This is a genomic window from Plantibacter auratus (assembly GCF_050587365.1).
Classification (GTDB): domain Bacteria; phylum Actinomycetota; class Actinomycetes; order Actinomycetales; family Microbacteriaceae; genus Plantibacter; species Plantibacter auratus.
On sequence record NZ_JBOBFV010000001.1, the window covers coordinates 583,504 to 606,117 of the forward strand.

A 22,614-nucleotide genomic window follows, 5' to 3' on the forward strand; every position below is an offset into this window, starting at 1 on the left:
CTCACCCGCCACGTTCCGACCACACGCGGAACCCGCCGCCGTCGCCTGGGCCGAGGACGACGGTCCCCGACTCGTCCGTGCGGAGGACCTCGGCCCCGGTGGCCTCGTACAGCTCGAGCGCCGAGCGCGTCGGATGCCCGTAGCCGTTGTCGGCCCCGACGGAGACGAGCGCAACGGTCGCACCGACCCGGCGCGCCAGGCGGTCACTCTGATCGGCGGAACCGTGATGCGACACCTTGACGATGTCGACCGCGTCCCCGAGCGCGTGCCGTCCGAGCAGCCGGTCCTGCGCTTCCTCACCGAGGTCGCCGAGCAGCAGCACCGATGCGGCGAGGAGGTCGAACCGGACCACCACGCTCGCGTCGTTCCCCGGTTCGACGCCACCTGCCGCGGGGTCCGGCCACAGGACGCGCCACGGTGCCGCGCTCTCCGGGACCCCCAGCACCCCCTGGTCCCCGGCGCCGGCCTGTCGCACCTCCGCACCGGCCGCTCGGAGCACTCGTGCGATGCGCTCGTCCTCCGGGTCGTCGACCGGCCCGAGCAGCACCTCGTCGACCCTGCCGACGACCGCGTCGAGGCCTCCGACGTGGTCGAGGTCGTAATGGGTGAGGACGAGCAGTTCGATGCGAGACACCCCGAGTTCGTCCAAGCACGCGCGGAGCGGTTCGGGGTCAGGCCCGACGTCGACCAGGGCGGTGGCGCCGCCCTGTCGCAGGAGGACCGCGTCTCCCTGACCGACGTCGCAGGCGGCCACGATCCAGTCGCCCGGCCGGTGCAGGGCCGGCCCGAGTCCGTCCCCGACCGCCCGACCGCACAGTGCCACGAGCGCCACGACAACCGCCACCCCGATCGTCCTCGACCACCTCGAGGGCAGGTCCCGACGGAACAGCAGGAGCGTGGCGATCAAGACGGTCGGCACGGTGACGAGCACGACGCCCAGCGGCCCCTCCGGCCACGGCACCCGCGCAGCAGGGACGCCCTCGAACCACCGGGCCACCGCTGCGATCCAGGTCGCCGGCACCCACCCGAGCCACGCGACGAGCCATGCGAGTGGTGGTGCGAACGGGACCAGCAGGCAGGCGAGCAGCCCGAGCATGGTCGCGGGCGCTGCGGCCGGGCCCGCGAGCAGGTTCGCGGGGACACCGCCGAGCTGGATCGCGGGGTCGAGGAGGACGAGCATCGGCTGGCAGGCGAGCTGGGCGGCTGCCGGGATCGCGATGAGGGCCGCGATCCCTCGCGGCAGCCACCTGCCCAGCAGGTCCGTGAGGGGTCCGCTCAGGAGCAGCAGACCACTGGTGGCGAGCACCGAGAGCCCGAACCCGTACTGCCCGGCCAGCCAAGGGTCGGCGACGAGGAGGACGACCACCGCCAACGACAGCGCGGCGAGGCCCCTGATCGGCCGCCCGAAGCCGCCCATCACCAGGACGAAGGCAGCCATGAGAGCCGCCCGCTGCACGCTCGGTTGGGGCGTCACGAGGACCACGAAGGCGACGAGGCACAGCAGGGCACACGAGATCCTGAGCTTCCGCCCGCCGCCGAGTGCCGCGACCGCGGTGCTGACGAGCCACACGATGACCGCACAGTTCGCTCCGGACACGGCCGTCAGATGCGAGAGTGAACTGCGCTGCATCGACTCCGTGACCGCGTCACTCACCTGACTCACATCGCCGATCGCGAGGCCGGGCAGCAGTTCCCCACCCGGGCCGGGCAAGGTGGACGCGAGCCCGACGAGGCCGGAACGGAGCGACGCCGACCAGTCGAGGATCGCCGGCGGCTCCCCCAGCAGCTCGGGTTCCTCCCGTGCGAAGAGCAGCGCTGCCCGCGCATCACCCGGCGCGTTCCATCGGAGCGAGCCGTCGACGCGCCAGCGCTCGCCGATCCTCGGCGCCCGATCCGCCGGCACCGGCGCGAACACGAGGACCGGGACCGAGAGGTGCTCCAGGATGCTGTGGTCTCCACTGGCCGTCACGAGGTCGGCAGCGAAGCGGATGCCGGACCCCGTCGTGACCGAACCGGTGGGCACAGCGTCGCCGGTCACCACGACCTCGGCATCCACTGGAGCGTTTCCGAGCGCTTGCAGCGCCTCCGGCTGCCGGTCAGGCGCGCGTGCGGCGATCGAGGCCGCGACCATGCCGAACAGCGCCGCGGCGCACGCGCACAGCAGGAGTGTCGTGATGACGACAGACCCTGTCCGACGCTCCCCCGGGCGATACTCCGCACGGCGACGCCGGACGACCGTGCTGCACCCGAGGCAGGCGGAGGCGACGAGGAAAGCGACCAGTACCCCACCCCAGGCCAGCGTTGGAGCCGCGCTGCAGACGGCCGCACCGACCCAGGAGACCGCCGCCGGGATGAGCAGGCGCGGGAACCGCATCGCGCTCTCACCTCGCCGGGATGTCGGTCCGGTGGCCGCGTCTGCGGTCACACCGTCGCCGCCGCGCGAAGCCCCTCGAGGGTCTTCGCGCCGATGCCTTCGACCGCGCTCAGGTCGTCGAGGGTGGCGAACGGTCCGTTCGCCTCCCGCCAGGCGACGATGCGTGCGGCCAGGGCCTCTCCGATCCGCGGGAGTGCGGTGAGTTCTGCCGCGGATGCCGTGTTCACGTTGACGAGATGCGAGCCGGAGGGACTCCCGGCAGCCGACCCGTTCGCGCCTCCGCCAGGTGGCACCTCGCCGACCACTGGGACGTACAGTTGCTCGCCGTCGTTCACGAACCGTGCGAGGTTCACGGCACTGGTGTCCGCTTCCGGTAGGAGGCCGCCGGCGGACGCTACCGCGTCGAACGCACGTGATCCGTCCGGCAGCCGGTAGACACCAGGGGCCGCGACCGCTCCGAGGACATGGATGAACAGCTCCCCCGTCGCCGAGCCGGCGGGCGCGGTCGCTCCGGGAGTCGCGCCGGGAACGGGGCTCGCATCCGCCGACAGCTCCGCCCCACCGATCGTCCTGACCGCCCCGCCTGAGGTGAACAACGAGACGAGGATGGCGACGACGAGGGCCACGATCACCAGCACGACGACCGCCCCGGCACGGAACTCTGGGCGCGGTAGCTCACGCAGCAGGCGGCGTGTGGCCGAACGACTGGACGGCACCGGGTGGGACATGGGTTCCGGTTCGATGGTCATCCTCGAACGCTACGAGCCCGGACGCCCCGAACCACACGCTCACCGCCACCACGGGCACCGAACGCACCGCGACCGCCCCTGTGGAGCGCGTTTGAGACGCGCATCGAGGCCTGACGTCCAGCCCCGGCCCCCACCTCGCGGCGCAGAGCCCTGCTACCGTCGAGTCTCCGGCGGGGGCCGGTGAAACGGGGGCAGCATGCAGGCGAAGTCACGTCGACAGGCTTGGCTGACGGCGATCCTCATCGCCGCGGCGCTGGTGCTGGACGTCTCCATGCACCTGTATCCGCTTCGGCTCATGATCCTGGACTTCGAACGAATCGATGGCGCCGGAGTCCCGTCTGCAGAGGCAATGCGGTTCCCGGAAGGCACCGCGCTGCTGAGCGCGCGCAGCGAATGCGCGAACAGCGGGTGCTGGTCACTCTTCACCGTGCGACCCCCAGCGGGCGCCGACCGAGTGGCCTTCGAGGAGATCTATCTCGTCGATCGTGGCCGGATGGACGGCACCCTGTGGGATCCGAGGCCGATCACCGTGTCGGCGGAGGAGTTCGGCAACGATGTCGGGGTCGTGCGCGGAGACTACTGGAGCGATTCATCGTGGCGGCCGAGCAGCTGAACGTCAACGCGCGCAGTTCGTGCCGCACGCGTTAAGACTCGAGGGGTGCCGGACATGTCATCAGTGACGGTGTTCACTCGAGGGGGTTTCCATGGATGATCTTGACGCACAGATACAACGATCCGCGCCGCGCGCTTTCGGAGAGGATGCGGAAGCCGCCGAGTGCGCTCGTCTCGTGGCCCACGAGGCTGCGTTCCGAGCACGACCTTCCGGTGTGAGATCCCGATACAAGCGCTACCTCAGCATCCTGGGTTTGACTGCCGGACTCATCACGGTCGGCGTGAGTGCTGCGGCGGCGGCCCCCGCGGTCTTCGACTGGGTTGGATGGGCGCCTGAAGCCACGGTGCAACGATCGTTCGACATCGGCGAGGACGGCGCGGTGTGTCAGCTCGTTGCGCGAGTGGTCCCCGAATACCGGAGCATCAGCACGGCTGAGGCCGATCGCCGCACGCAAGAAGCCCGCGTCTTCCTGACCGAATACGACTGGGACAGGGTCGTCGCTTCGATCACCACAGCCGACATCGACGCAGCGCTCGCCATCGAACAGGCTCGACGCGCGGAACTGACAACGAGCGCCGAGGCAAATGGAACCACACCGCCACCAGCTGCAACCCCGGAATCCGTAGCCGGAAACCTGATGGCGACGAAGATCTTCGATGCATTCGAGAAGGCTGGCTTCCTGCGAACCGGGACCTCGATCGACGTCGCCGGCGACTGTGGCGAGACCGCGGAGGATGCGCAGTGACCGACGCGAAACGTCGCGCCCGCCAGGAACGACTGGAGACACTTCACCAGGACAACGCGGCCGATGTGCTGTCGTTCCTCGGCCGACGGGTCGCGACCCCGGCAGACGCCGCCGATGCGCTGAGCGAGACCTTCATCGCGGCATGGAGACACATCGACCGCATGCCAGCGGACCCCGTACAGGCGCGGATGTGGCTCTTCGGAGTCGCACGCCGGGTGGCGTCGAATGCCCGCCGCAGCTCTAATCGCAGCGACGCGCTCACCGCTCGTCTGGGCGAACACCTCGAAACGCTCCAGCCGACGCAGACGGATGACACCACCGAATCCGTGCTGGCGGCGATCTCCGAGCTCCCTCGGAACCAAGCAGAACTGATCAAACTCGTGCTGTGGGACGGGTTCACGGTCATCGAGGCAGCAAGCATCGTCGGTGTGCGTGAGTCGACTGCCCGTGGCCGATACCAGCGCGCGCGTCTGCGTCTCCGCCAGCTGTTGCGGGATCCGGGAGAGCAGGACGTGCGCGTTCGCGTCCCGCTCGAGAAATCAGCCGCGCCTGTCGACCATTGATCGAGGACGTCTGCCTGTCGATTCCCTCGACCTCCGACTGCAGCGGATCCATCCGTTGAGGGCGATCAAGCCGCTCTGGCTGGCTCGGCCCGCTCTCGTGTCGAAGATCGCCCGAACCAGATCCACAAGGGGCGAGCCGTGGCGAGGATGAGCACCGCGAACAGGCTCTGATTGATGACGCCGAACCACGAGAGTCCGCCGAGCAGAACGAAGACGGTCCAGTTCACGGCGATGTCGGCGACGATCACCGTGATTCCGAGCACGATGCCGGCGCGCCGTCGAAGGATCATCAGCACAGCGGTGATGGGGTCCAAGACCGTGAGCGTCACCCAGAACAGCCGGACGCCGGCCGGGAAGCCGCCGTAGACGTCCAACCCGCCGAGGATCAGATCCGCGGTGTGCGTGGTCGTTCCGATCAGGAAGCCGATCACCCACAGGATCTGGAAGACGCGGAGCGTTCGTACTGATGGGGCGAGAGCGGGCACCCGGTCATGCTACCGAGGAAGCACAAGCAACCGGGCGGGACGCGATCCGAGAACACCCTGCCGTCGGATGGGACACGGAGTCCGACTCGGATGATCGTGCCCGAGCGCTACGCGCGTGTTCGGGACGGGCCGCAGGGCCCGCCCCGAACCGCATCAGCCCTTCGTGGCGATGCTCACCACGCGCGGGGCACGCACCACGACGTTGACGATCTCGCGGTCGCCCACGGAACGCTGCACCGCCGCACTCGCGCGTGCGAGCTGCTCGAGTTCCTCGCCGGAGATCTTCGGCGACACCTCGAGCCGGTCGCGGACCTTGCCGTCGACCTGCACCACCGCGGTCACCTGGTCCTCGACCAACAGCGACCGGTCGGCCTTCCGCCACGGCACCAGCGAGATCGACGGCTGGTAGCCGAGCTTGGCCCACATGTCCTCGGCGGTGAACGGTGCGAAGAGGTCGAGCGCCATGGCCGTCACCTCGGCGGACTCGCGCACGGCGGGGTCGCCCGCGCCAGGCCCGGCGTCGATCGCCTTCCGCGTCGCGTTGACGAGCTCCATGAGCCGTGCCACGACGACGTTGAACTTGCCCGCCTCGATGAGCCCGGGAGCTTCCGCGAGGAAGTGATGCGTGACCTTCCGCAGCTTCTCGTCGCCGTCCTTCCAGGCGACGTCGGGCGAGCTGGTGACGTCGTGCGCGACCCGCCAGGCGCGTGCCAGGAACTTGGCCGACCCGGCAGGCGAGACGTCCGCCCAGTCGATGTCGTCCTCCGGAGGACCGGCGAACGCCATCGTGACGCGCAGGGCGTCGGCGCCGTACGACCGCAGCTCCTGGGCGAACTCCACCAGGTTGCCCTTGCTCTTGCTCATCTTCGAACCGTCGAGGATGACCATGCCCTGGTTGAGGAGCGCGCTGAAGGGCTCGGTGAAGCCGACCTTGCCGAGGTCGAACAGGACCTTCGTGATGAACCGCGAGTAGAGCAGGTGCAGGATCGCGTGCTCGACACCGCCGACGTACTGGTCGACCGGCGCCCACTTGTCGGCCTCCTTCGGGTCGAACGCGATCTCGTCGGAGGTCGGGTTCAGGAACCGGAGGAAGTACCACGAGCTGTCGACGAAGGTGTCCATCGTGTCGGAGTCGCGCTTCGCAGGCTTCCCGCACGACGGGCAGTCCACGTTGATCCAGTCCTCTGCCGCAGCGAGCGGGCTCATGCCCTTCGGACGCAGGTCGAGACCCGCGGCGTCCGGCAGTCGCACGGGGAGCTGGTCCTCGGGGACCGGCACCTCACCACAGGCGTCGCAGTGGATGATCGGGATCGGCGTGCCCCAGTAGCGCTGTCGCGAGATGAGCCAGTCGCGGAGGCGGTAGTTCTTCGTCTTCGCGCCGAGGCCGCTCGATGCGAGCGCAGCCGTGACCTTCGGGATCGCGTTCGCCTTGCTCAGGCCGTCGAAGGGGCCGGAGTTCGTCAGGCGACCGTCGCCCGTCAGCGCGACACCCGTCTTGGCGGGATCGATCGACGGGAGGTCCTCCGGCAGCTCACCGTCGACGATGATCGGGATGGCACCGGTGACGGGCTGGGTGGTGTCCACCACGACACGCACGGGCAGGTCGAACGCCCGCGCGAAGTCGAGGTCGCGCTGGTCGTGCGCGGGGACCGCCATGATCGCCCCGTGACCGTAGTCGGCCAGGACGTAGTCGGCCGCCCAGATCGGCAGGCGCTCGCCACTCAGCGGGTTGATCGCGTAGCGCTCGAGGAAGACGCCGGTCTTCTGGCGGTCGGTCGCGAGCCGCGCGATCTCGCTCTCACCCTTGACGCTGTCGAGGTAGGCCTGGAAGCGCCCCTTGACGTCGTCGGAGGTGTCGGCGACGAGCTCGGCTGCGAGCTCCGAGTCGGGCGCCACGACCATGAACGTCACGCCGTACAGCGTGTCGGGGCGGGTCGTGTACACGGAGACCGGCTCGGCACGACCCTCGATGGAGAACGAGACGTCCGCGCCGTTGGATCGACCGATCCAGTTCCGCTGCATGCTGAGGACCTTGGCCGGCCAGGTGCCCTCGAGCTGGTTGAGGTCGTCGATCAGGCGGTCGGCGTAGTCGGTGATGCGGAAGTACCACTGGGTGAGCTTCTTCTTCGTCACCTCGGCGCCGCAGCGCTCGCAGTGTCCGTCGACGACCTGCTCGTTCGCGAGCACGGTCTGGTCGTTCGGGCACCAGTTGACGGGGCTCGCCTTACGGTACGCGAGGCCCTTCTCGAACAGCTGGAGGAACAGCCACTGGTTCCACCGGTAGTACTCGGGGTCGCTCGTGTGGAGCTCGCGGTCCCAGTCGAACGAGGGACCGTACTGGCGGAAGCTGGCCTTCTGCTGCGCGATGTTCGCGTAGGTCCACTCGCGCGGGTCGACGCCGCGCTGGATGGCGGCGTTCTCGGCGGGGAGACCGAACGAGTCCCAGCCGATCGGGTGCAGGACGTTGAAACCCTGGTGACGCCAGTACCGCGCGACGATGTCGCCGAAGCCGAACGCCTCGGCGTGACCCATGTGCAGGTCGCCCGAGGGGTACGGGAACATGTCGAGCACGTACTTGCGCGGACGTTTGTCGGCAGGGTCGCCTGCTGCGAAGGGCTTCAGCTCGTCCCAGACGGGAAGCCACTTCTCCTGGATCGCCTGGAAGTCGTACCGCTCGCCGTCTCGGCGGTCGTCGGTGTTGCGCTCGTCTGACACGTCACTCTCAATCACTGCAGGTGCTGGGGGTGGAAGCCCGTGGGCTGCTCGCACGGCGCTCGGCCGCAGGATGGACGGGCTGGAGCGCACGACGGCGCTCCGTCCAACGGTCAAGCCTACCGGGATTCGGCAGGCGGACGTCCGACGCCGAGTGCCGCCAGCGGGGCCGCCGCCTTGGTCCACGTCTCCTCGAGCTCCTCCCGGGCGTCGGACAGTGCCGTGATGCCACCACCCGTGCCGATCGACGCACCCTGCGGATCGATCACGATCGAGCGGATGACCATGGCGAGGTCCATCGATCCGTCCGCGGACAGCAGGCCGAAGGCGCCGGCGTACACCCCGCGCGGTCCCGCTTCGAGGTCGTACAGCAGCTCCATCGCCCGGCGTTTCGGGGCCCCGGTCATCGATCCGGCCGGGAACGCCACCTCGACGACGTCGAGTGCGTCCAGTCCTGTGCGCAACCGTCCTTCGACGGTGCTGACGAGTTGGTGTACCTGCGGGTAACTCTCGACGTGGTGGAGCGCCGTCACCGCCACGGAACCCAGCTCGCAGACTCTGGAGAGGTCGTTCCGCATCAGATCGACGATCATGAGGTTCTCCGCGCGCTCCTTGGGACTCGCGAGCAGATCGGCGCGCTGACGGGCGTCCTCCTCGGGATCGGCACCTCTCGGCCGGGTCCCCTTGATCGGCTTCGTCCGGACGCGGCCGTCGGCCCAGACCTCGAGGAACTGCTCCGGTGACGCGCTCGCGACACTGATCGAACCGAACCGGAGGAAGCCGCCGTGGTGCGTGGGGCTCGTCCTGCGCAGCCGCAGATAGGTCGTGAACGGGTCGTGGACCCCGTCGACGCGCAGGTGGTTCGTCAGGCACAGCTGGTAGGCGTCCCCACGGGTGATGTGTTCCTGGCACCGCTCGACGAGCCGCACGTATGCGGCATCGCTGTGACGGGGCGCGCAGAACCCGCCGGCCGCCTCGGCCACGGGAGGAGGCTCGGTCGCCCTACTCAATCGCTCGACGGTCGTCGCGATCCAGTCGGGATCGTCCGACGAGATCGTCACCGTCCGCGCCGCATGGTCGAACCGCACCTGGTCGTCGAGGCGCAGGAAGAGCGCGTCCGGGGAGGCCGCCGCATGCGACGGAACCCCGACGAGCCCTGCCCCCGACTCGTAGCCGAACCACCCGACCCAATCGCCCGGGTCGCCCTCCGCACGCACGGTACGGAGGGCGTCGAGGATTGTCGTCCGGTCGACCGTGGCGGACACCGGGGTGATGCGCTCCACCGTGCCGAGCCGGACGTCCGCGACGAGGCGTTCGGTCCCGCGTCCGATGAGACTGACGCCGGTCCGGGAGCCCTGGCCCGAATCCAACCAGGCCGCCCAGGGTTCGTCAGCGAACACGCGTCGGTAGACGTCCTCGGGCTCGGACCAGGCAGGGAGGACGACCTGCCGGCGTGCTCCGGTGGATCGCATCAGCCGACGGCCGCGATCGGCGGCGCGACGATCCGGAGGCGACCGGTCACGAGGCTGTCGGGGACCGGCGTGTGGGAGATCACGATGACCGCACGACCCTCGGATCCCGCGACACCGAGCAGGTCCTCGAGCAGGGCGGTCGCGCGCTCGGGATCGACGTTGGCGGTCGGCTCGTCGAGCACGAGCACGGGGAACTCGCGGAGGAGCGCACGGGCGAGGGCGATGCGTTGCGCCTGCCCTCCGGAGACGAGCGCGCCGTGCTCCCCCACCGGGCGGTCGAGTCCGCCGCGCTCAGCGAGCCAGGACGAGAGCCCGACCCGCTCCAGCACGGCCTCGAGTTCAGCGTCGTCGGCCGTGTCCCTGGCGAAGAGGAGGTTCTGGCGGATGTCGGCGTCGAAGAGGAACGGACGCTGCTCGACGAGCCCGACCGACTCGCGCAGCGTGTCCGGGCGGAGGTCGCGTGCCTCGACGCCGCCGACGCGGTACCCACCCTCGTACTCGAGGAAGCGGACGAGGGCGTGCGCCAGGGTGGTCTTCCCGGCTCCGCTGTCGCCTTCGACGAGCAGCCGGTCGCCGGCCGACAGCCGGAAGCTGATCGGTGCGAGCGCCGCCGTCGTACTCCCGGGCCACCGCGCGCTGAGGTGCTCCGCCTCGAGCATGACGCCGTCGAAGGTCGGCGTGAGGATGCTGCCGGTGTCCTCGTCCGGGATCTCGTCGGGTCGATCGCTCGGGACCGCGTCCGCCACGCGCTCGGCGCTCGCGACCGCCTCCCGCCAAGCCCCGAAGGCGAGGGGCACCATCGCGCAGACCTCGAACACGGCGAGCGGGACGAGGACGATCACGGTGAGCGCGGGGCCGCCGATCGTTCCCAGCGCCGGCATGCCTGCCCACAGCGCCGCGACGACGGACGCCCCGGAAGCCAGGGACAGGACGGCGCCGGCAACCCCGGCGCCCGCGGCCCGCCGTACCATCGCGCGCGTGAGTGCCGCGTCGGCATGTTCGATCCGTGCCCGCGCGGCGTCGACCGCGCCGTAAGCGGTCAGCACGTCGAGCCCGGTCACGAGTTCGAGCAGGGCTTCCGACAGCGCACCGCGCAGCGGCGCGAGTTCGCGTTCGGCGCGCGCCGCCACCCGACTCACGAGCAACCACGAGACGAGGAACGCCGCGACGAGGCAGACCGCGAGCGCGATCCCGGCGGCCGGGAGCAGCACGGTCGTGAGGATGACGGAGGCTCCGGCGACGACACCCGAGACCACCAGTGGTTGGACGACCCGCAACGGCACGTTCTGCAGCTCGTCCACATCGGTCACCAGGCGGGTGAGGAGGTCGCCCCGGCCGGTCAGCTGCAGTCCGTCGGGAGCCACCGGGATGACGCGTTCGATCATGCCGGCGCGCAGCTGCGCCAATTGACGGAATGCAGCATCGTGGCTCAGCAGGCGTTCGAGGTATCGGAAGGACGCCCGGGCCAGAGCGAACGCGCGCACCCCGACGACGGCGACACCCAGCTCGACGATCGAGGGCTGCTCGGCGGCCTTCGTGATGAGGAACGCGCTCGAAGCGAGGAGGGCGACGGCGGCGCCCGCGGAGAGGATGCCGGCCAGGAGGCCAGGGACGAAGCGGCGAGCCGGCGGCTGCGCCAGTCGGATGATCTGTCGGACGCGCTCATCCATGGAGCATCACCTCGTCGTCCTGGACGCGTTCCGACCGCTGGCGGATCTCGAGCACGGCATCCGCGTGTTCGACGATCGACGGTCGATGGGTGATGACGATGACGGCCGCCCCGGCCCGAGCGGCGTCGCGCGCGGCGTCGATGACAAGAGCCTCGGACGCGGCGTCGAGCGCCGAGCTCGGTTCGTCGAGCAGCAGCACCGGCGTTCCGGCATCCGCCGGGGTGCGCCGCAGCCGGTACAGGGCTCTCGCGATCGCGATCCGTTGCGCCTGTCCACCGCTCACGCCGTCGCCGACCGCGCCGATGGGGTGTCCGAGCGGTAGCGCGGACAGCCCGAGTGCTGACAACGCCTCGACGATGAGCACCTCGTCGGGTGCGTCATCGCCCAGCGCGACGTTGCTGCCGACCGTCCCCGCGATGAGGACCGGACGCTGCGGCGCCCACGACAGCCAGCGTCGTCCACCAGGCGTGGGCGACATGCGTCCTCCGTCGTGCAGGATCGATCCGGTGGCGTCCACGAATCCGAGGATCGCCGACGCCATGCTCGTCTTCCCGGCTCCGCTGGCGCCGACGACAGCCGTCACCACGCCGGCTGGGAACGTCGCGTCGAGGTCGTCCAACACCCGCAGCTCGTCGTACTGCACCCCGAGACCGTCGAGTACCAGACCAGACGTCGGGCGCGCGGAGTCGCCGACCGTTGCAAAATCGCCGACCTGATCAGGAGCCGACGGCGATTCGCGGACGGCCTTCGCCTCATCGAGGATCTCGAAGACCTCGTCGGCGGCGGTGACCCCCTCCGCGGCAGCGTGGTAGTTCGCGCCGACGTTCCGCAGCGGCAGGAAGGCCTCCGGGGCCAGGATCAGGACGAAGAGCCCCGTTCCGAGGAGGAGCGAGCCGTCGAGGAGCCGGAGGCCGATGCCGACCGCGACCACGGCGACGGCGAGACTCGACAGCAGTTCGAGGGCGAAGCCGCTCACGAACGAGAACCGCAGGACCTTCATGGTCTCGACGCGGTACTCCTCGGTGACGGTTCGGACCCGCTGCACCTGCCGGTGCTGCCGACCGAACAGCTTGAGGGTCGCCATGCCCGCGACGAGCTCGAGGAACCCGCGCGACAGATGGGCCAGGGTCTCCCACTGGCGCCGCTGCACCGCCTGGGTCGCGAATCCGATGAGGATCATGAAGACGGGGATCAGCGGGAGTGTCACGATGACCGTGATGCCGCTGAGCGGGTCCTGGATGAAGATCACCGCAGCGATGATCGGCATGGCGATCGCCGTGAGGATGAGCTGCGGGACATAGCGACCGAAGTACGCGTCCAGGGCGTCGAGCCCGCGGCCCGCCACGGTCGTCAGTGCCGCGGAGCTCCGACGCGAGACCCAACCCGGCCCGAGCGTCTCGAACGCGCCCGCGAGGGCCCGCCGCAACTGACTGCGGACGATCGCGGAGCCACGGGCGTTCACCGAGTCGGATGCCAGGACGGTCCCGGCACGCAGCACCACGATGCCGATCAGCAGCCAGAGCGACGGCAGGAGCTCCTCGACCGGATCCCCCGCGATCGACCGGGACACGAGCTGGGCCACGAACCAGGCGAACCCGAGCGTGCAGGCGGTCTGGACGAGCGCGATGACCGCGCCGAGTCCGAGGACCGACCGGGCTCCGCGGGCATAGCGGAGCAGTCGCGGATCGAGGGGGCGCACGATGACAGGTTAGTGCGCGGCGGCTTCGATGTGCTTCCGCGTGATGCGCTTGCGGAACACCCAGTACGTCCATCCCTGGTAGGCGAGGATCAGCGGCAGGAAGATCAGGGCGGTCCACGACATCACCGTGAGGGTGTACTCCGTCGAGGAGGCGTTCGCGATCGTCAGGCTGTTCGCCGGGTCGTTGCTCGCCGGCATCACCGCTGGGAAGAGCGCGGTGAACAGGGTGAGCACGGCCGCCGCGACGGTCACGGCCATGAGCGCGAACGCACGACCTTCCAGCCCACGGCTGTTCGCGAACCAGGCGCTGATGAGCGAGACCGCTGCGATGGCCGCGAGGATCAACACCGGGAGCGAGAAGTGCGCCAGGACGGTCCAGCCGAGGAACGACGCGGCGAGCAGGATGGCGACGAGCCCGGCGCGGCTCGCGAGGCGGCGGGCGCGCTCGCGGATGTCGCCCTCGGTCTTCAGCGAGGCGAACACGGCTCCGTGGGCGAAGAAGAGCACCAGCGTCGTGAGACCGCCGAGGATGCCGTACGGGTTGAGCAGGGTGAAGAGCGTGCCGGTGAAGTTGTGGTCGGCATCGAGCGGGACGCCCTGGACGATGTTCGCGAAGGCGACGCCCCAGAGGAAGGCCGGCAGGGCCGAGCCCACGATGATCATGAGGTCGAAGCGCCGTTTCCAGGAGGCTTCCGGCCGCTGGTGCCGGTACTCGAACGACACCCCTCTGATAATGAGCGCGAGGAGGATGAACAACAGCGGGAGGTAGAAGCCGCTGAACAGGGTCGCGTACCACTCGGGGAAGGCGGCGAAGAGGCTCGCACCGGCGACGATCAGCCAGGTCTCGTTGAGGTCCCAGACCGGCCCGATGGTGTTGATGAGCATCCGGCGGTCGGTCTCATCCTTCCCGAGGAAGGGGATCGTCATGCCGACGCCGAAGTCGAAGCCGTCGAGGACGAAGTAGCCGACGAACAGTGCGGCGATGATCCAGAACCAGAGAATCGTGAGGTCCATGATGTGCTCCTAGTAGACCGTGGTCGCGGGGGCGGCGGGCTTCTGCACGCCGTCCTCGTCGGGTTCGGACAGCTCGATCGGGTCGGGCCCGGCCTTGATCGTCTTCTTCAGGAGACCGAACTCGACGACGAGCAGCGATCCGTAGACGACGGTGAAGGCGATCAACGAGATCAGGACATCGAGGCCGGTGGTGTTCGGCGAGACCGCGTCCTCCGTCTTCAACAGGCTGAAGACGATCCACGGCTGGCGGCCCATCTCGGTGAAGACCCAGCCCATGGTCATGGCGAGGAACGGCATCGGGACGGCCCAGACCGCGACGCGCCACATCCAGCGCTTCGGCTCGCGGCCCTTGCGGGTGAACCAGAGACCGGCTGCCGCGACGAGCATCGAGGCGAGGCCGAGGCCGATCATCCAGCGGAACGCCCAGTAGGTGACCCAGATGACGGGCGAGTAGTCGCCCGGACCGTAGAGCTGGGTGTACTGCGCCTGCAGGTCGTTGATGCCCTCCACCGTGCCGTCGAAGGTGTGGGTCGAGAGGAACGACAGGAGGTACGGGATGCGGATCGAGAAGAGCTCGTGGACACCGTCGGGTGTGCCGAGGGTGAAGATCGAGAACGAGGCGTCGGCACCGCTCGCCGTGTTGTACATCGCCTCCGCAGCCGCCATCTTCATCGGCTGGGTCTCGACCATGGCGAGGCTGAGCTGGTCGCCGGCGAGCATCGTGGCACCGCCCGCGAGGAGCATGCTCCACGCACCGACCTTGAGCGCCGGGCGCATCGCCTCGACGTGCTGGCCCCGGGCGAGGTGCCAGGCCGCAGCGGTGATGATGACGGCTGCGGAGACCATGAAGCACGCGAAGATCGTGTGCGGGAAGGCGGCCAGGGCGACCTTGTTGGTCAGCAGCTCCCAGATGTTCGTGAGCTCGGCGCGGCCTCGCTCCTCGTTGATCCGGAAGGCGACCGGGTTCTGCATGAAGGCGTTCGCCGCGATGATGAAGTAGGCCGACAGCACGGTGCCGAGTGCCACGATCCAGATGGTGGCGAGGTGGAGCTTCGGTGACAGCTTGTCCCAGCCGAAGATCCAGAGTCCGATGAACGTCGCCTCGAGGAAGAACGCGAGCAGGCCCTCGAGTGCGAGCGGTGCGCCGAAGACGTCGCCGACGAACCTGGAGTAGGTGGACCAGTTCATGCCGAACTGGAACTCCTGGACGATGCCCGTCACGACGCCCATGGCGAAGTTGATGAGGAAGATCTTCCCGAAGAACCGCGTGAGCTGCAGGTAGTGCAGCTTGCCGGTCCGGACCCAGGCGGTCTGGAACCCGGCGACCGTCACGGCCATGCCGATGGTCAGCGGCACGAAGATGAAGTGGTAGACGGTGGTGAGGCCGAACTGCCAGCGGGACAGCAGTAGCGGGTCGAGTAGGTCGTTCACGATGAACACTCCATTTTTCGCGGCATCCAGGGAAGGCGGCGCAGGTGCGGCCCGATCGGGGTGGTCATCCCCGTGGCTTCGATCCATGTCGTCGACACCAATCGTACCCGAATTCGCGCCTGTGGTCAGACCACACATCCAAGGGTGTCCTAACAGGGGTTTCGGAGCCCGTCCCACACCTGCCGCACTAGGCTTCGATCCGTGAACGACGTGCTCGGCTGGCTCCTCGACCTGGTGCAGAGCGTCGACCCCGTGACGCGCACGATCCTCGCCGGCGTCGGCATCATGCTCGAGACCTCGGTCCTCGTCGGCCTCGTCGTCCCGGGCGACACGGTCGTCATCGTCGCCAGCACCGCCGTCGTCGGACCCGTCCAGTGGATCTCGATGATCCTCGTCGTCATCACCGGAGCACTCATCGGCGAGTCCGTCGGGTTCGCGCTCGGCCGCTGGTTCGGCCCGCGCATCCGTGCCAGCAGACTCGGCCGCCGCATCGGCGAGCGGCACTGGGCCCGTGCTGAGCGCTATCTCGACCGGCGGGGCGGCATCGCCGTCTTCATCTCGCGATTCCTCCCGGTCCTGCACTCACTGATCCCCCTCACGGTCGGGATGAGCACGATGAGCTACCGACGCTTCATCTCCTGGACGCTGCCCGCCTGCGTCATCTGGTCCTCGGCCTACGTCTCCGTCGGCGCACTGGCCGCGGGCAGCTATCGCGAGCTGTCGGACCGCCTCCACTGGGCGGGCTACGTCTTCGTCGGCATCATCGTCGTCTTCGCCGTCGTGGTCCTCGTCGTGAAGCGACTCCTCCAGCGGAGCGAGGAGCGACACATGCTGGCCCAGGAGGACGCGACACCACCCGACGACAGCTCGACGCCCCAGTAGCAGACGACCGTCATCGCCGCGAGACGGCGGGCCGGACGCACCGGCATGACAGACTGAACGCGTGAAGGCATCCGACGATCGTCCAACGGCCTCCTCCGACGCCGCCGAGCAGATCCGGCACTTCGCCGCACGGATGGAGGACGCCGTCCAGTTGCGCCGCCAGCGTCGTGCGAGGCGGCACGGACGCGAGGCGGCGGTCATCCCCTTCACCGGCTACGGATCGACGTCCTGGATCCGTGTCCTGGCCAGGGTCGTCCTGGCTGAACCGGGCAAGACCACCGTCCAACCGCAGCAGAAGGTTCGCGGCTGGAAGAGCTTCTTCGCGCTGAGCATCGCCGACCCGACGGTCGAGGTGGAGGTCGACGGACAGCGTCACACGGTCACGGGCGACCGAGGCGGAGTGGTCGACGCGGTGGTCCAGGTGTCACTCACCCCCGGCTGGCACACCCTCCGCCTGAGTTCGGAGGGCAGCGACCCGGTCGAAGCGCCGGTCTTCATCGTCGCCGACGACATCGAGTTCGGCATCGTGTCCGACATCGACGACACGGTGATGGTGACGGCGCTCCCCCGCCCACTCGTCGCGGCCTGGAACACCTTCGTCCTCGACGAGCACGCCAGGACACCGGTGCCCGGCATGGCGGTCTTCCTCGAGCGCACGGCCCGCGAACACCCGGGCTCCCCGATCATCTACCTCTCCACCGGCGCCTGGAACGTCGCCCCGACGCTGACCCGGTTCCTCTCGCGCAACCTCTACCCCGCCGGCGCCCTCCTCCTCACCGACTGGGGTCCGACGCACGACCGCTTCTTCCGCAGCGGTCGCGAGCACAAGCGCAACAACCTCGACCGGTTCGCCGAGGACTTCCCGCGTCTGCGGTGGCTGCTCGTCGGCGACGACGGACAGCACGACGAAGCCCTCTACCGGAGCTTCGAGGAACGCCACCCCGACCGCGTCGCCGCCGTGGCGATCCGTCAGCTCTCCCCCGGTGAGGCGGTCCTCGCCGGTGGGCGCTCGAAGGTCGGTGCCCAGCACGAGGGCGCCCCCTGGGTCTACGCGGGGAACGGCGCAGAACTGCTCGACCAGCTCCACGACAAGCTCTGACGGCACCGATGTCCGTCGTCCCCGTCCTGCGCATCAGATCGCGGCTGCCCCTGCTCCAGGTGCTGAAGACGGCGCTGGCCGCCGTCGCGTCCTGGATCGTCGCGATCACGATCATCCCGGGCCAGCTCCCGGTCTTCGCCGCCATCGCGGCGATCCTCGTGGTGCAGCCGAGCGTCAACCAGTCGTTCGGGAAGGCGCTCGAGCGCAGCCTCGGGGTCATCACGGGCGTCATCCTCGCGACGGCCATCGGGATCGTCTTCGGACACTCCGCCTGGATCGTGCTCCTGGCCATCGTCATCTCCATCCTGCTCGGATGGGTCCTCCGCCTCGGGCCCGGATCCGCCAACCAGATCCCGATCAGCGCGATGCTGGTGCTGTCGATCGGCGCTGCGACCCCGGACTACGCGGTCGCGCGGATCGTCGAGACCGTGCTCGGCGCAGGCATCGGACTCCTCGTCAACGTCGTCCTCGTCGCACCGGTCCTCCTCGCTCCCGCGAAGGAGGCGGTGACCACCCTCGCGCTCGCGTGCGCCGACACCCTGGACCATCTCGCCACCTCACTCACGCGTGCGAACTCGGACGCGGAGCTCGTGGCGCTGCTCCAGGAGGCCCGGGCATTGAAGCCCCTGCGAGACCGGGCGATCGCCGCGGTGAAGGAAGGTGATGACAGCCTGCTGCTCAACCCTCGTCGATCGAGGCACCGTGACGAGCTCGACCGTCAGCGCCTGCTGCTGCGTCGACTGGAGCCGGTCGTCACGAGGACGCTGGGCATGGCGCGCTCGGTGCACGATCACGACGACCCGACCCTGCATGAGGAGCCGACGGTGGCGGACATTGCCGTCGAGCTGACGCGGGCGGCCCACGATCTCAGGCTGCTGGTGAACGGTCGTGCCGCGTCCGACGAGCCGCCGACCGAGACCGCGGAGATCCCGGCGCTGACCGCTCCCCTCGTGATCGCCCGCCCGCACCCCCAGCACTGGATCCTCATCGGATCACTCATGGAGGACCTCCGTCGCGTGCGCGACGAGATCGTCGGCGAGCCGACCTGAGTCGGCCGGATACACGAAGGGCCGGTGGAGCGATGCTCCACCGGCCCTTCGACGTCCTGGGGCTACGCCTGGTGCGCGGCCTGCAGTTCGATGGTGATCGTGACGTCGTTGCCGAGCAGCACGCCGCCGGTCTCGAGCGCCGCGTTGTAGGTGAGGCCGAAGTCCTCGCGGTTGATCTTGGTGGTCGCCGTGGCGCCGAACTTGTAGTTGCCGTAGGGGTCGGTCGCGAAGCCGCCGAACTCGACAGTGAAGGTGACGGGCTTGGTCACGCCCTTGATCGTGAGGTCGCCGTCCACCAGGAAGTCGTCGCCCTTGGCGCGGGCGCCGGTCGAGACGAAGTCGATGGTCGGGTAGGTCTCGGCGTCGAAGAAGTCGCCGGTGCGGAGGTGACCGTCGCGGTCGGCCTGGTTCGTGTTGATCGATGCGACCTCGGCGGACGCGGTGATCTTCGTCTCGAGGGGGTTCTCCGGCGTGACGAACGTCGCGTTGAAGCGCTCGAACTTGCCCTTGACCTTCGAGACCATGATGTGGCGGATGCTGAAGCCGACCTCGCTGTGCGTGGCGTCGACCTCCCAGGTGCCAACCTTGTAGCCGGGAATCGTCAGGGTGTCGGTCATGCGGTACTCCTTGCGTCGATGTGCGGCGCGCTCGCGCCACGTTCTATTCAAACGCACGGACCTGGGAGCTATTCCCGCATCCCCGAGAAATTCTCCTCACCGACATCAGCGCGACATCGGCCGGAGCGACGGCAGGCCGAGCCGGACGCGCAGCAGTCGGTGCGCCGCATCGGCGACCGTCGACTCCGGAATCCTCCCGGACCTGACCGCGGCGGCGATGTCGGCGACGAGCACGGCCGGATCGACACCGGTCGACGACGGCTCCGCCCCGAGGACGTAGAGCAGCATCGTGTTGCCGGCGGCCACGGCGCGGATCGCGTTCTCCGAGGGGTTCTGGTACTCCGGCAGACCCGTGTGCTGCAGCATGAGCATGTCGTCGGTGATCGTGACACCGGTGAAGCCGAGGTCGTTCCGGAGGCGCTCGTGCCAGGCCGCCGACAGCGTCGCCGGTACGGCGTCGACCGCCGAGTAGACCAGATGGCCGAACATCACGACCTCGGCCCCGGCGTCGATACCGGCGACGAACGGCAGGGCATCGGTCGCAGCCCAGTCCGCGGCACCGATGGCGGTCGTCGGGACCGTCGAGTGCGAGTCTCCCGGCGCCTGGCCATGGCCGGGGAAGTGCTTCAGCGTGCTGAGCACCGCACCCCGCTCACCACGGACGGCCGCGGCAACCCGCTCCGCCGAGGCGTCCGGCGTCGTCCCGAGGGCACGGTCGTAGATGAAGGAGCTCGGATCGGCGGTCTCGTCCGCGACGATGCCGAAGTTCACGGTGCAGCCGGCACCGGCGAGCATCACAGCGCGTTGGCGGAACGCCTCCTCGCTCGCAGCGGCCGGTTGCGACTTCAGGGTGTCGGCAGCGGCGAAGACGTCCTCGTCGATGCGCCGGACATCGCCGCCCTCCTGGTCGATGCCGATGAGCAGCGGCATGGTCGGGTCGGGGCTGAGGGCGCTCGTCACCGCGGGCAGCCCCGCGAGACCCGGCACGTTGTCGCCCATGATGATGAACCCGCCCGGCTGATACCGCTCGACGAACGCCCGGAGCGTGCCCGGGTCGGTGCCCGGGGCATGGAGCATCAACATGGATGCGATCCGCTGCTCGAGGGTCATCGCGGCGAGTTCGGCGGCCGCACGCTGGTCGGCGACAGCCGGAGTCGTGCTGGTGGGGCGGCTCGACGGCTTCGGGGATCCGGGCCCCGTGCACCCGGACAGGCCGAGGACGGCACCCGCCGCCATCGAGGCGCCGATTGCGAGAAACCCTCGTCGTCCCAGCTGCACCGGCCCACTCTAGGCTCGGATCTTCCACGCAGGCTGGGCGTCGCTCCCGGTGTGGCAGGAGTGACGAATGTGACATCGGCGGCTACACTTGCGTGGGTGACCGCCAGGATGGACGCATGCGCAAGCCGCTGACAGCCCTCTCGCCCCGCTCAAGGGGTGTCTCGCGAGCCGCCGCCCTCGGCGCCGCGCTCGTCATCGCGGTGTCGGTCGCAAGCCCGGCGGCCGCCGTGACCCCCACCTCGTTCCGGACCGCCGACTACCCGAGCTGGGACGACGTCCAGGCGGCCAAGGCGAACGAATCGACCGCGCAGGCCGAAGCCGACCGGATCGTGTCCCTCCTCGACGGACTGCGCGACGAATCCGCCCGGCTCGGCGACGAAGCCGTCCGCCAGGGGGCGGCGGCAGGTGAGGCCAAGGCGGCGTTCGACGCGCAGGCCGCCGTCGCCGACACGATCAGTGCGCAGGCGACCGCAGCAGCTTCGGCAGCGGCATCGAGCAAGCGTCAGGCCGGAGCGGTCATCGCCCAGATGACCCGCACCGGCGGTGTCGACCCGACGCTCTCCCTCGTCCTCTCCGGCGCGGCCGACGACGACCTCCTCTCCAAGCTCAGCGCGATCAGCAAGCTGAGCGAGACCTCGGCTCAAGACCTCGCGTCCGCGACCGCCGCGAGCAACACGGCGACCGCGCTCGCCGAGCAGGCGACTGCGGCCGAGACCGAACGTCAGCGACTCTCGGAGGCGGCGGACGCCAGCTACGAGACGGCGCAGTCCGCGAGCGACGCCGCCGATGCGGCGGTCGCCGAGCAGCAGGCCAACCGCGACCGGTTGTACCAGCAGCTCGCCGTCCTCAAGAACACCACCGCGGCGGTCGAACAGGCCTACGCGCAGAGCCAGGAGGCGATCGCCGCGGAAGAGCAGCGACGCAACGAGGCGTCCGGTGGCGAGGGATCCACGAGCGCCCCGCCGCCGGACCTCGCAGCCGACCCGGCTGGCGCGAAGGCGTACGCGCAGTCCGCGATCGGCGCCTACGGCTGGGGCAGCGGAGAATTCCAGTGCCTGCTGCAGCTCTGGACCCGGGAGTCGAGCTGGCGCGTCAACGCCTACAACGAGTCCAGCGGCGCCTACGGCATCCCACAGTCCCTGCCCGGGAGCAAGATGGCCAGCTCCGGCGACGACTGGCGCACCAATGCGGCGACGCAGATCAACTGGGGCCTGAACTACATCGACAGCCGGTACGGCTCCCCCTGCGGCGCGTGGGCGCACTCGGAAGCGACCAACTGGTACTGACGCCCCGTCTCAACCGGCCTCGGCCGCACCGAGATTCGTCCCGGCCACCGCCAGCACCACGGTGACGAGCAGGGCGGCCCCGATGATGAGCCGGAACAGCAGACGGTCCGGCGCTCGGGTTCCGACGAGCACGAGCCCCCATACGACGAGCGCGAGGACACCGACGGCGCCCAGCACCCCGACGATTGGCGGTGCGGTCGGCCTGCCGACGAAGATCCCGCTCTGTCCGAGGACGGCGACCACGCCTGAGACGCCGAGGGCGACGAAGGCCGTCCGACCGGCGGTCCGCGCGCCGAGCCGGTGCGGCAGACCACGGACGCCGGTCCGCAGGTCGTCCTCGAGATCGGGCAGGGCGTTCGTGAAGTGGATCGCCACACCGAACAGACCACCGACGGCGAGCGTCCACGCGGCCGGCACGATCGGCGGGACGGCAGCGAAGGTGACCACGGCGGGCAGTGCGCCGAACCCCACGATGAACGGGACGACCGACCAGGCCGTCGCCTTGAGACCCAGGTTGTAGGCCCATCCGCAGACGAGGAACAGCAGGTGCGAGGCCGCCGACGCCCAGCCGAGTGATGCCGAGAGCGGAATGCTCGCCGCACCGGCCAGCAGCGCCGCCGCCCGGACTGCCGAGACGCTGAGGTCGCCGCGCGCGACCGGCTTGTCCTGTCGTCCCGAGCGACGATCCCGCCTGGCATCGAGCCAGTCGTTGGACCAGCCGATCGAGAGTTGCCCGACGAACACCACCACGCCGAGCAGGGCCGTGCGGAGGGGTGGCAGGCCGACGGCCGATCCGAGCACGACCGCGAGAACGGTCACCGCGACGGTCGGCCCGGGATGCGAGGACGCGAACAGACGACGGACCATGGAGAACAC

The 22,614-nt window shown here is 69.4% G+C and carries 19 protein-coding genes; 7 read left to right on the forward strand and 12 right to left on the reverse strand.

Annotated elements, in window-relative coordinates; genetic code table 11:
- Position 1 precedes the first annotated feature (1 nt).
- Together ACQ3HE_RS02680 and ACQ3HE_RS02685 are read right to left on the reverse strand one after the other, a co-directional pair.
- Entirely contained in the window at positions 2 to 2,374 is a 2,373-nt protein-coding gene (locus ACQ3HE_RS02680; RefSeq protein ID WP_430891228.1) for a ComEC/Rec2 family competence protein, read from the reverse strand.
- A gap of 47 nt (positions 2,375 to 2,421) precedes the next feature.
- Entirely contained in the window at positions 2,422 to 3,123 is a 702-nt protein-coding gene (locus tag ACQ3HE_RS02685) for a ComEA family DNA-binding protein (RefSeq protein WP_430891230.1), read from the reverse strand.
- A 196-nt stretch (positions 3,124 to 3,319) separates the two neighbouring features.
- On the opposite strand from ACQ3HE_RS02685, the gene ACQ3HE_RS02690 reads away from it, so the two are divergent.
- The 3 genes from ACQ3HE_RS02690 to ACQ3HE_RS02700 all read left to right on the forward strand — a co-directional run bounded on the left by ACQ3HE_RS02690 (position 3,320) and on the right by ACQ3HE_RS02700 (position 5,044).
- Entirely contained in the window at positions 3,320 to 3,736 is a 417-nt protein-coding gene (locus tag ACQ3HE_RS02690) for a hypothetical protein (RefSeq protein WP_430891232.1), read from the forward strand.
- A 91-nt stretch (positions 3,737 to 3,827) separates the two neighbouring features.
- Positions 3,828 to 4,481, forward strand: coding sequence for a hypothetical protein (locus ACQ3HE_RS02695; RefSeq protein WP_430891234.1), 654 nt, complete (start codon positions 3,828 to 3,830; stop codon positions 4,479 to 4,481).
- The gene (locus ACQ3HE_RS02700) at positions 4,478 to 5,044 is read left to right on the forward strand and encodes an RNA polymerase sigma factor (RefSeq protein ID WP_430891236.1); all 567 of its coding nucleotides are present in this window, start codon (positions 4,478 to 4,480) and stop codon (positions 5,042 to 5,044) included. The genes ACQ3HE_RS02695 and ACQ3HE_RS02700 overlap by 4 nt, the downstream gene beginning before the upstream one ends.
- Positions 5,045 to 5,109: 65 nt before the next feature.
- Here the strand turns inward: ACQ3HE_RS02700 and ACQ3HE_RS02705 are convergent, their stop codons facing one another.
- The 7 genes from ACQ3HE_RS02705 to ACQ3HE_RS02735 all read right to left on the reverse strand — a co-directional run bounded on the left by ACQ3HE_RS02705 (position 5,110) and on the right by ACQ3HE_RS02735 (position 15,527).
- On the reverse strand, positions 5,110 to 5,529 hold the full coding sequence (locus ACQ3HE_RS02705; protein ID WP_430891237.1) for a hypothetical protein: 420 nt from the start codon (positions 5,527 to 5,529) through the stop codon (positions 5,110 to 5,112).
- Between the two features lie 153 nt (positions 5,530 to 5,682).
- Positions 5,683 to 8,244, reverse strand: a complete 2,562-nt coding sequence (gene leuS / locus ACQ3HE_RS02710; protein WP_274499818.1) for a leucine--tRNA ligase — start codon at positions 8,242 to 8,244, stop codon at positions 5,683 to 5,685.
- Positions 8,245 to 8,360: 116 nt separating this feature from the next.
- Complete coding sequence (locus tag ACQ3HE_RS02715; RefSeq protein ID WP_430891239.1) at positions 8,361 to 9,713, reverse strand: anthranilate synthase component I family protein; 1,353 nt, start codon at positions 9,711 to 9,713, stop codon at positions 8,361 to 8,363.
- A complete protein-coding gene (cydC, locus tag ACQ3HE_RS02720; RefSeq protein WP_124769204.1) occupies positions 9,713 to 11,383 on the reverse strand; it encodes a thiol reductant ABC exporter subunit CydC in 1,671 nt (556 codons plus the stop codon). The genes ACQ3HE_RS02715 and cydC overlap by 1 nt, the downstream gene beginning before the upstream one ends.
- Positions 11,376 to 13,082, reverse strand: coding sequence for a thiol reductant ABC exporter subunit CydD (gene cydD / locus ACQ3HE_RS02725; protein ID WP_430891241.1), 1,707 nt, complete (start codon positions 13,080 to 13,082; stop codon positions 11,376 to 11,378). Before cydD ends, cydC begins: the two co-directional genes overlap by 8 nt.
- Before the next feature lie 9 nt (positions 13,083 to 13,091).
- Entirely contained in the window at positions 13,092 to 14,096 is a 1,005-nt protein-coding gene (cydB, locus tag ACQ3HE_RS02730; RefSeq protein ID WP_064295578.1) for a cytochrome d ubiquinol oxidase subunit II, read from the reverse strand.
- 9 nt (positions 14,097 to 14,105) lie between these two features.
- Positions 14,106 to 15,527 carry a cytochrome ubiquinol oxidase subunit I gene (locus ACQ3HE_RS02735; RefSeq protein ID WP_079003899.1) on the reverse strand — a complete coding sequence of 474 codons (1,422 nt, stop codon included), beginning with the start codon at positions 15,525 to 15,527 and terminating at the stop codon, positions 14,106 to 14,108.
- 201 nt (positions 15,528 to 15,728) lie between these two features.
- Between ACQ3HE_RS02735 and ACQ3HE_RS02740 the strand changes: the two genes are divergently transcribed.
- The 3 genes from ACQ3HE_RS02740 (at position 15,729) to ACQ3HE_RS02750 (ending at position 18,557) form a co-directional block, all read left to right on the forward strand.
- Complete coding sequence (locus ACQ3HE_RS02740; protein WP_430891243.1) at positions 15,729 to 16,409, forward strand: DedA family protein; 681 nt, start codon at positions 15,729 to 15,731, stop codon at positions 16,407 to 16,409.
- 133 nt (positions 16,410 to 16,542) lie between these two features.
- Positions 16,543 to 17,508, forward strand: a complete 966-nt coding sequence (locus ACQ3HE_RS02745; protein ID WP_079706285.1) for an App1 family protein phosphatidate phosphatase — start codon at positions 16,543 to 16,545, stop codon at positions 17,506 to 17,508.
- A gap of 8 nt (positions 17,509 to 17,516) precedes the next feature.
- Positions 17,517 to 18,557 carry an FUSC family protein gene (locus ACQ3HE_RS02750; RefSeq protein WP_079705739.1) on the forward strand — a complete coding sequence of 347 codons (1,041 nt, stop codon included), beginning with the start codon at positions 17,517 to 17,519 and terminating at the stop codon, positions 18,555 to 18,557.
- A gap of 62 nt (positions 18,558 to 18,619) precedes the next feature.
- On the opposite strand, the gene ACQ3HE_RS02755 is transcribed toward ACQ3HE_RS02750, so the two are convergent.
- Positions 18,620 to 19,174 carry a YceI family protein gene (locus ACQ3HE_RS02755; RefSeq protein WP_079705738.1) on the reverse strand — a complete coding sequence of 185 codons (555 nt, stop codon included), beginning with the start codon at positions 19,172 to 19,174 and terminating at the stop codon, positions 18,620 to 18,622.
- Positions 19,175 to 19,279: 105 nt separating this feature from the next.
- Positions 19,280 to 20,452 carry a glycoside hydrolase family 3 N-terminal domain-containing protein gene (locus ACQ3HE_RS02760; protein WP_236555429.1) on the reverse strand — a complete coding sequence of 391 codons (1,173 nt, stop codon included), beginning with the start codon at positions 20,450 to 20,452 and terminating at the stop codon, positions 19,280 to 19,282.
- A 116-nt stretch (positions 20,453 to 20,568) separates the two neighbouring features.
- Here ACQ3HE_RS02760 and ACQ3HE_RS02765 point away from each other — a divergent pair, with 116 nt between their 5' ends.
- A complete protein-coding gene (locus tag ACQ3HE_RS02765) occupies positions 20,569 to 21,738 on the forward strand; it encodes an aggregation-promoting factor C-terminal-like domain-containing protein (protein WP_159878504.1) in 1,170 nt (389 codons plus the stop codon).
- Between the two features lie 9 nt (positions 21,739 to 21,747).
- On the opposite strand, the gene ACQ3HE_RS02770 is transcribed toward ACQ3HE_RS02765, so the two are convergent.
- Positions 21,748 to 22,605, reverse strand: coding sequence for a UbiA family prenyltransferase (locus tag ACQ3HE_RS02770; protein ID WP_124770165.1), 858 nt, complete (start codon positions 22,603 to 22,605; stop codon positions 21,748 to 21,750).
- Positions 22,606 to 22,614: the final 9 nt, after the last annotated feature.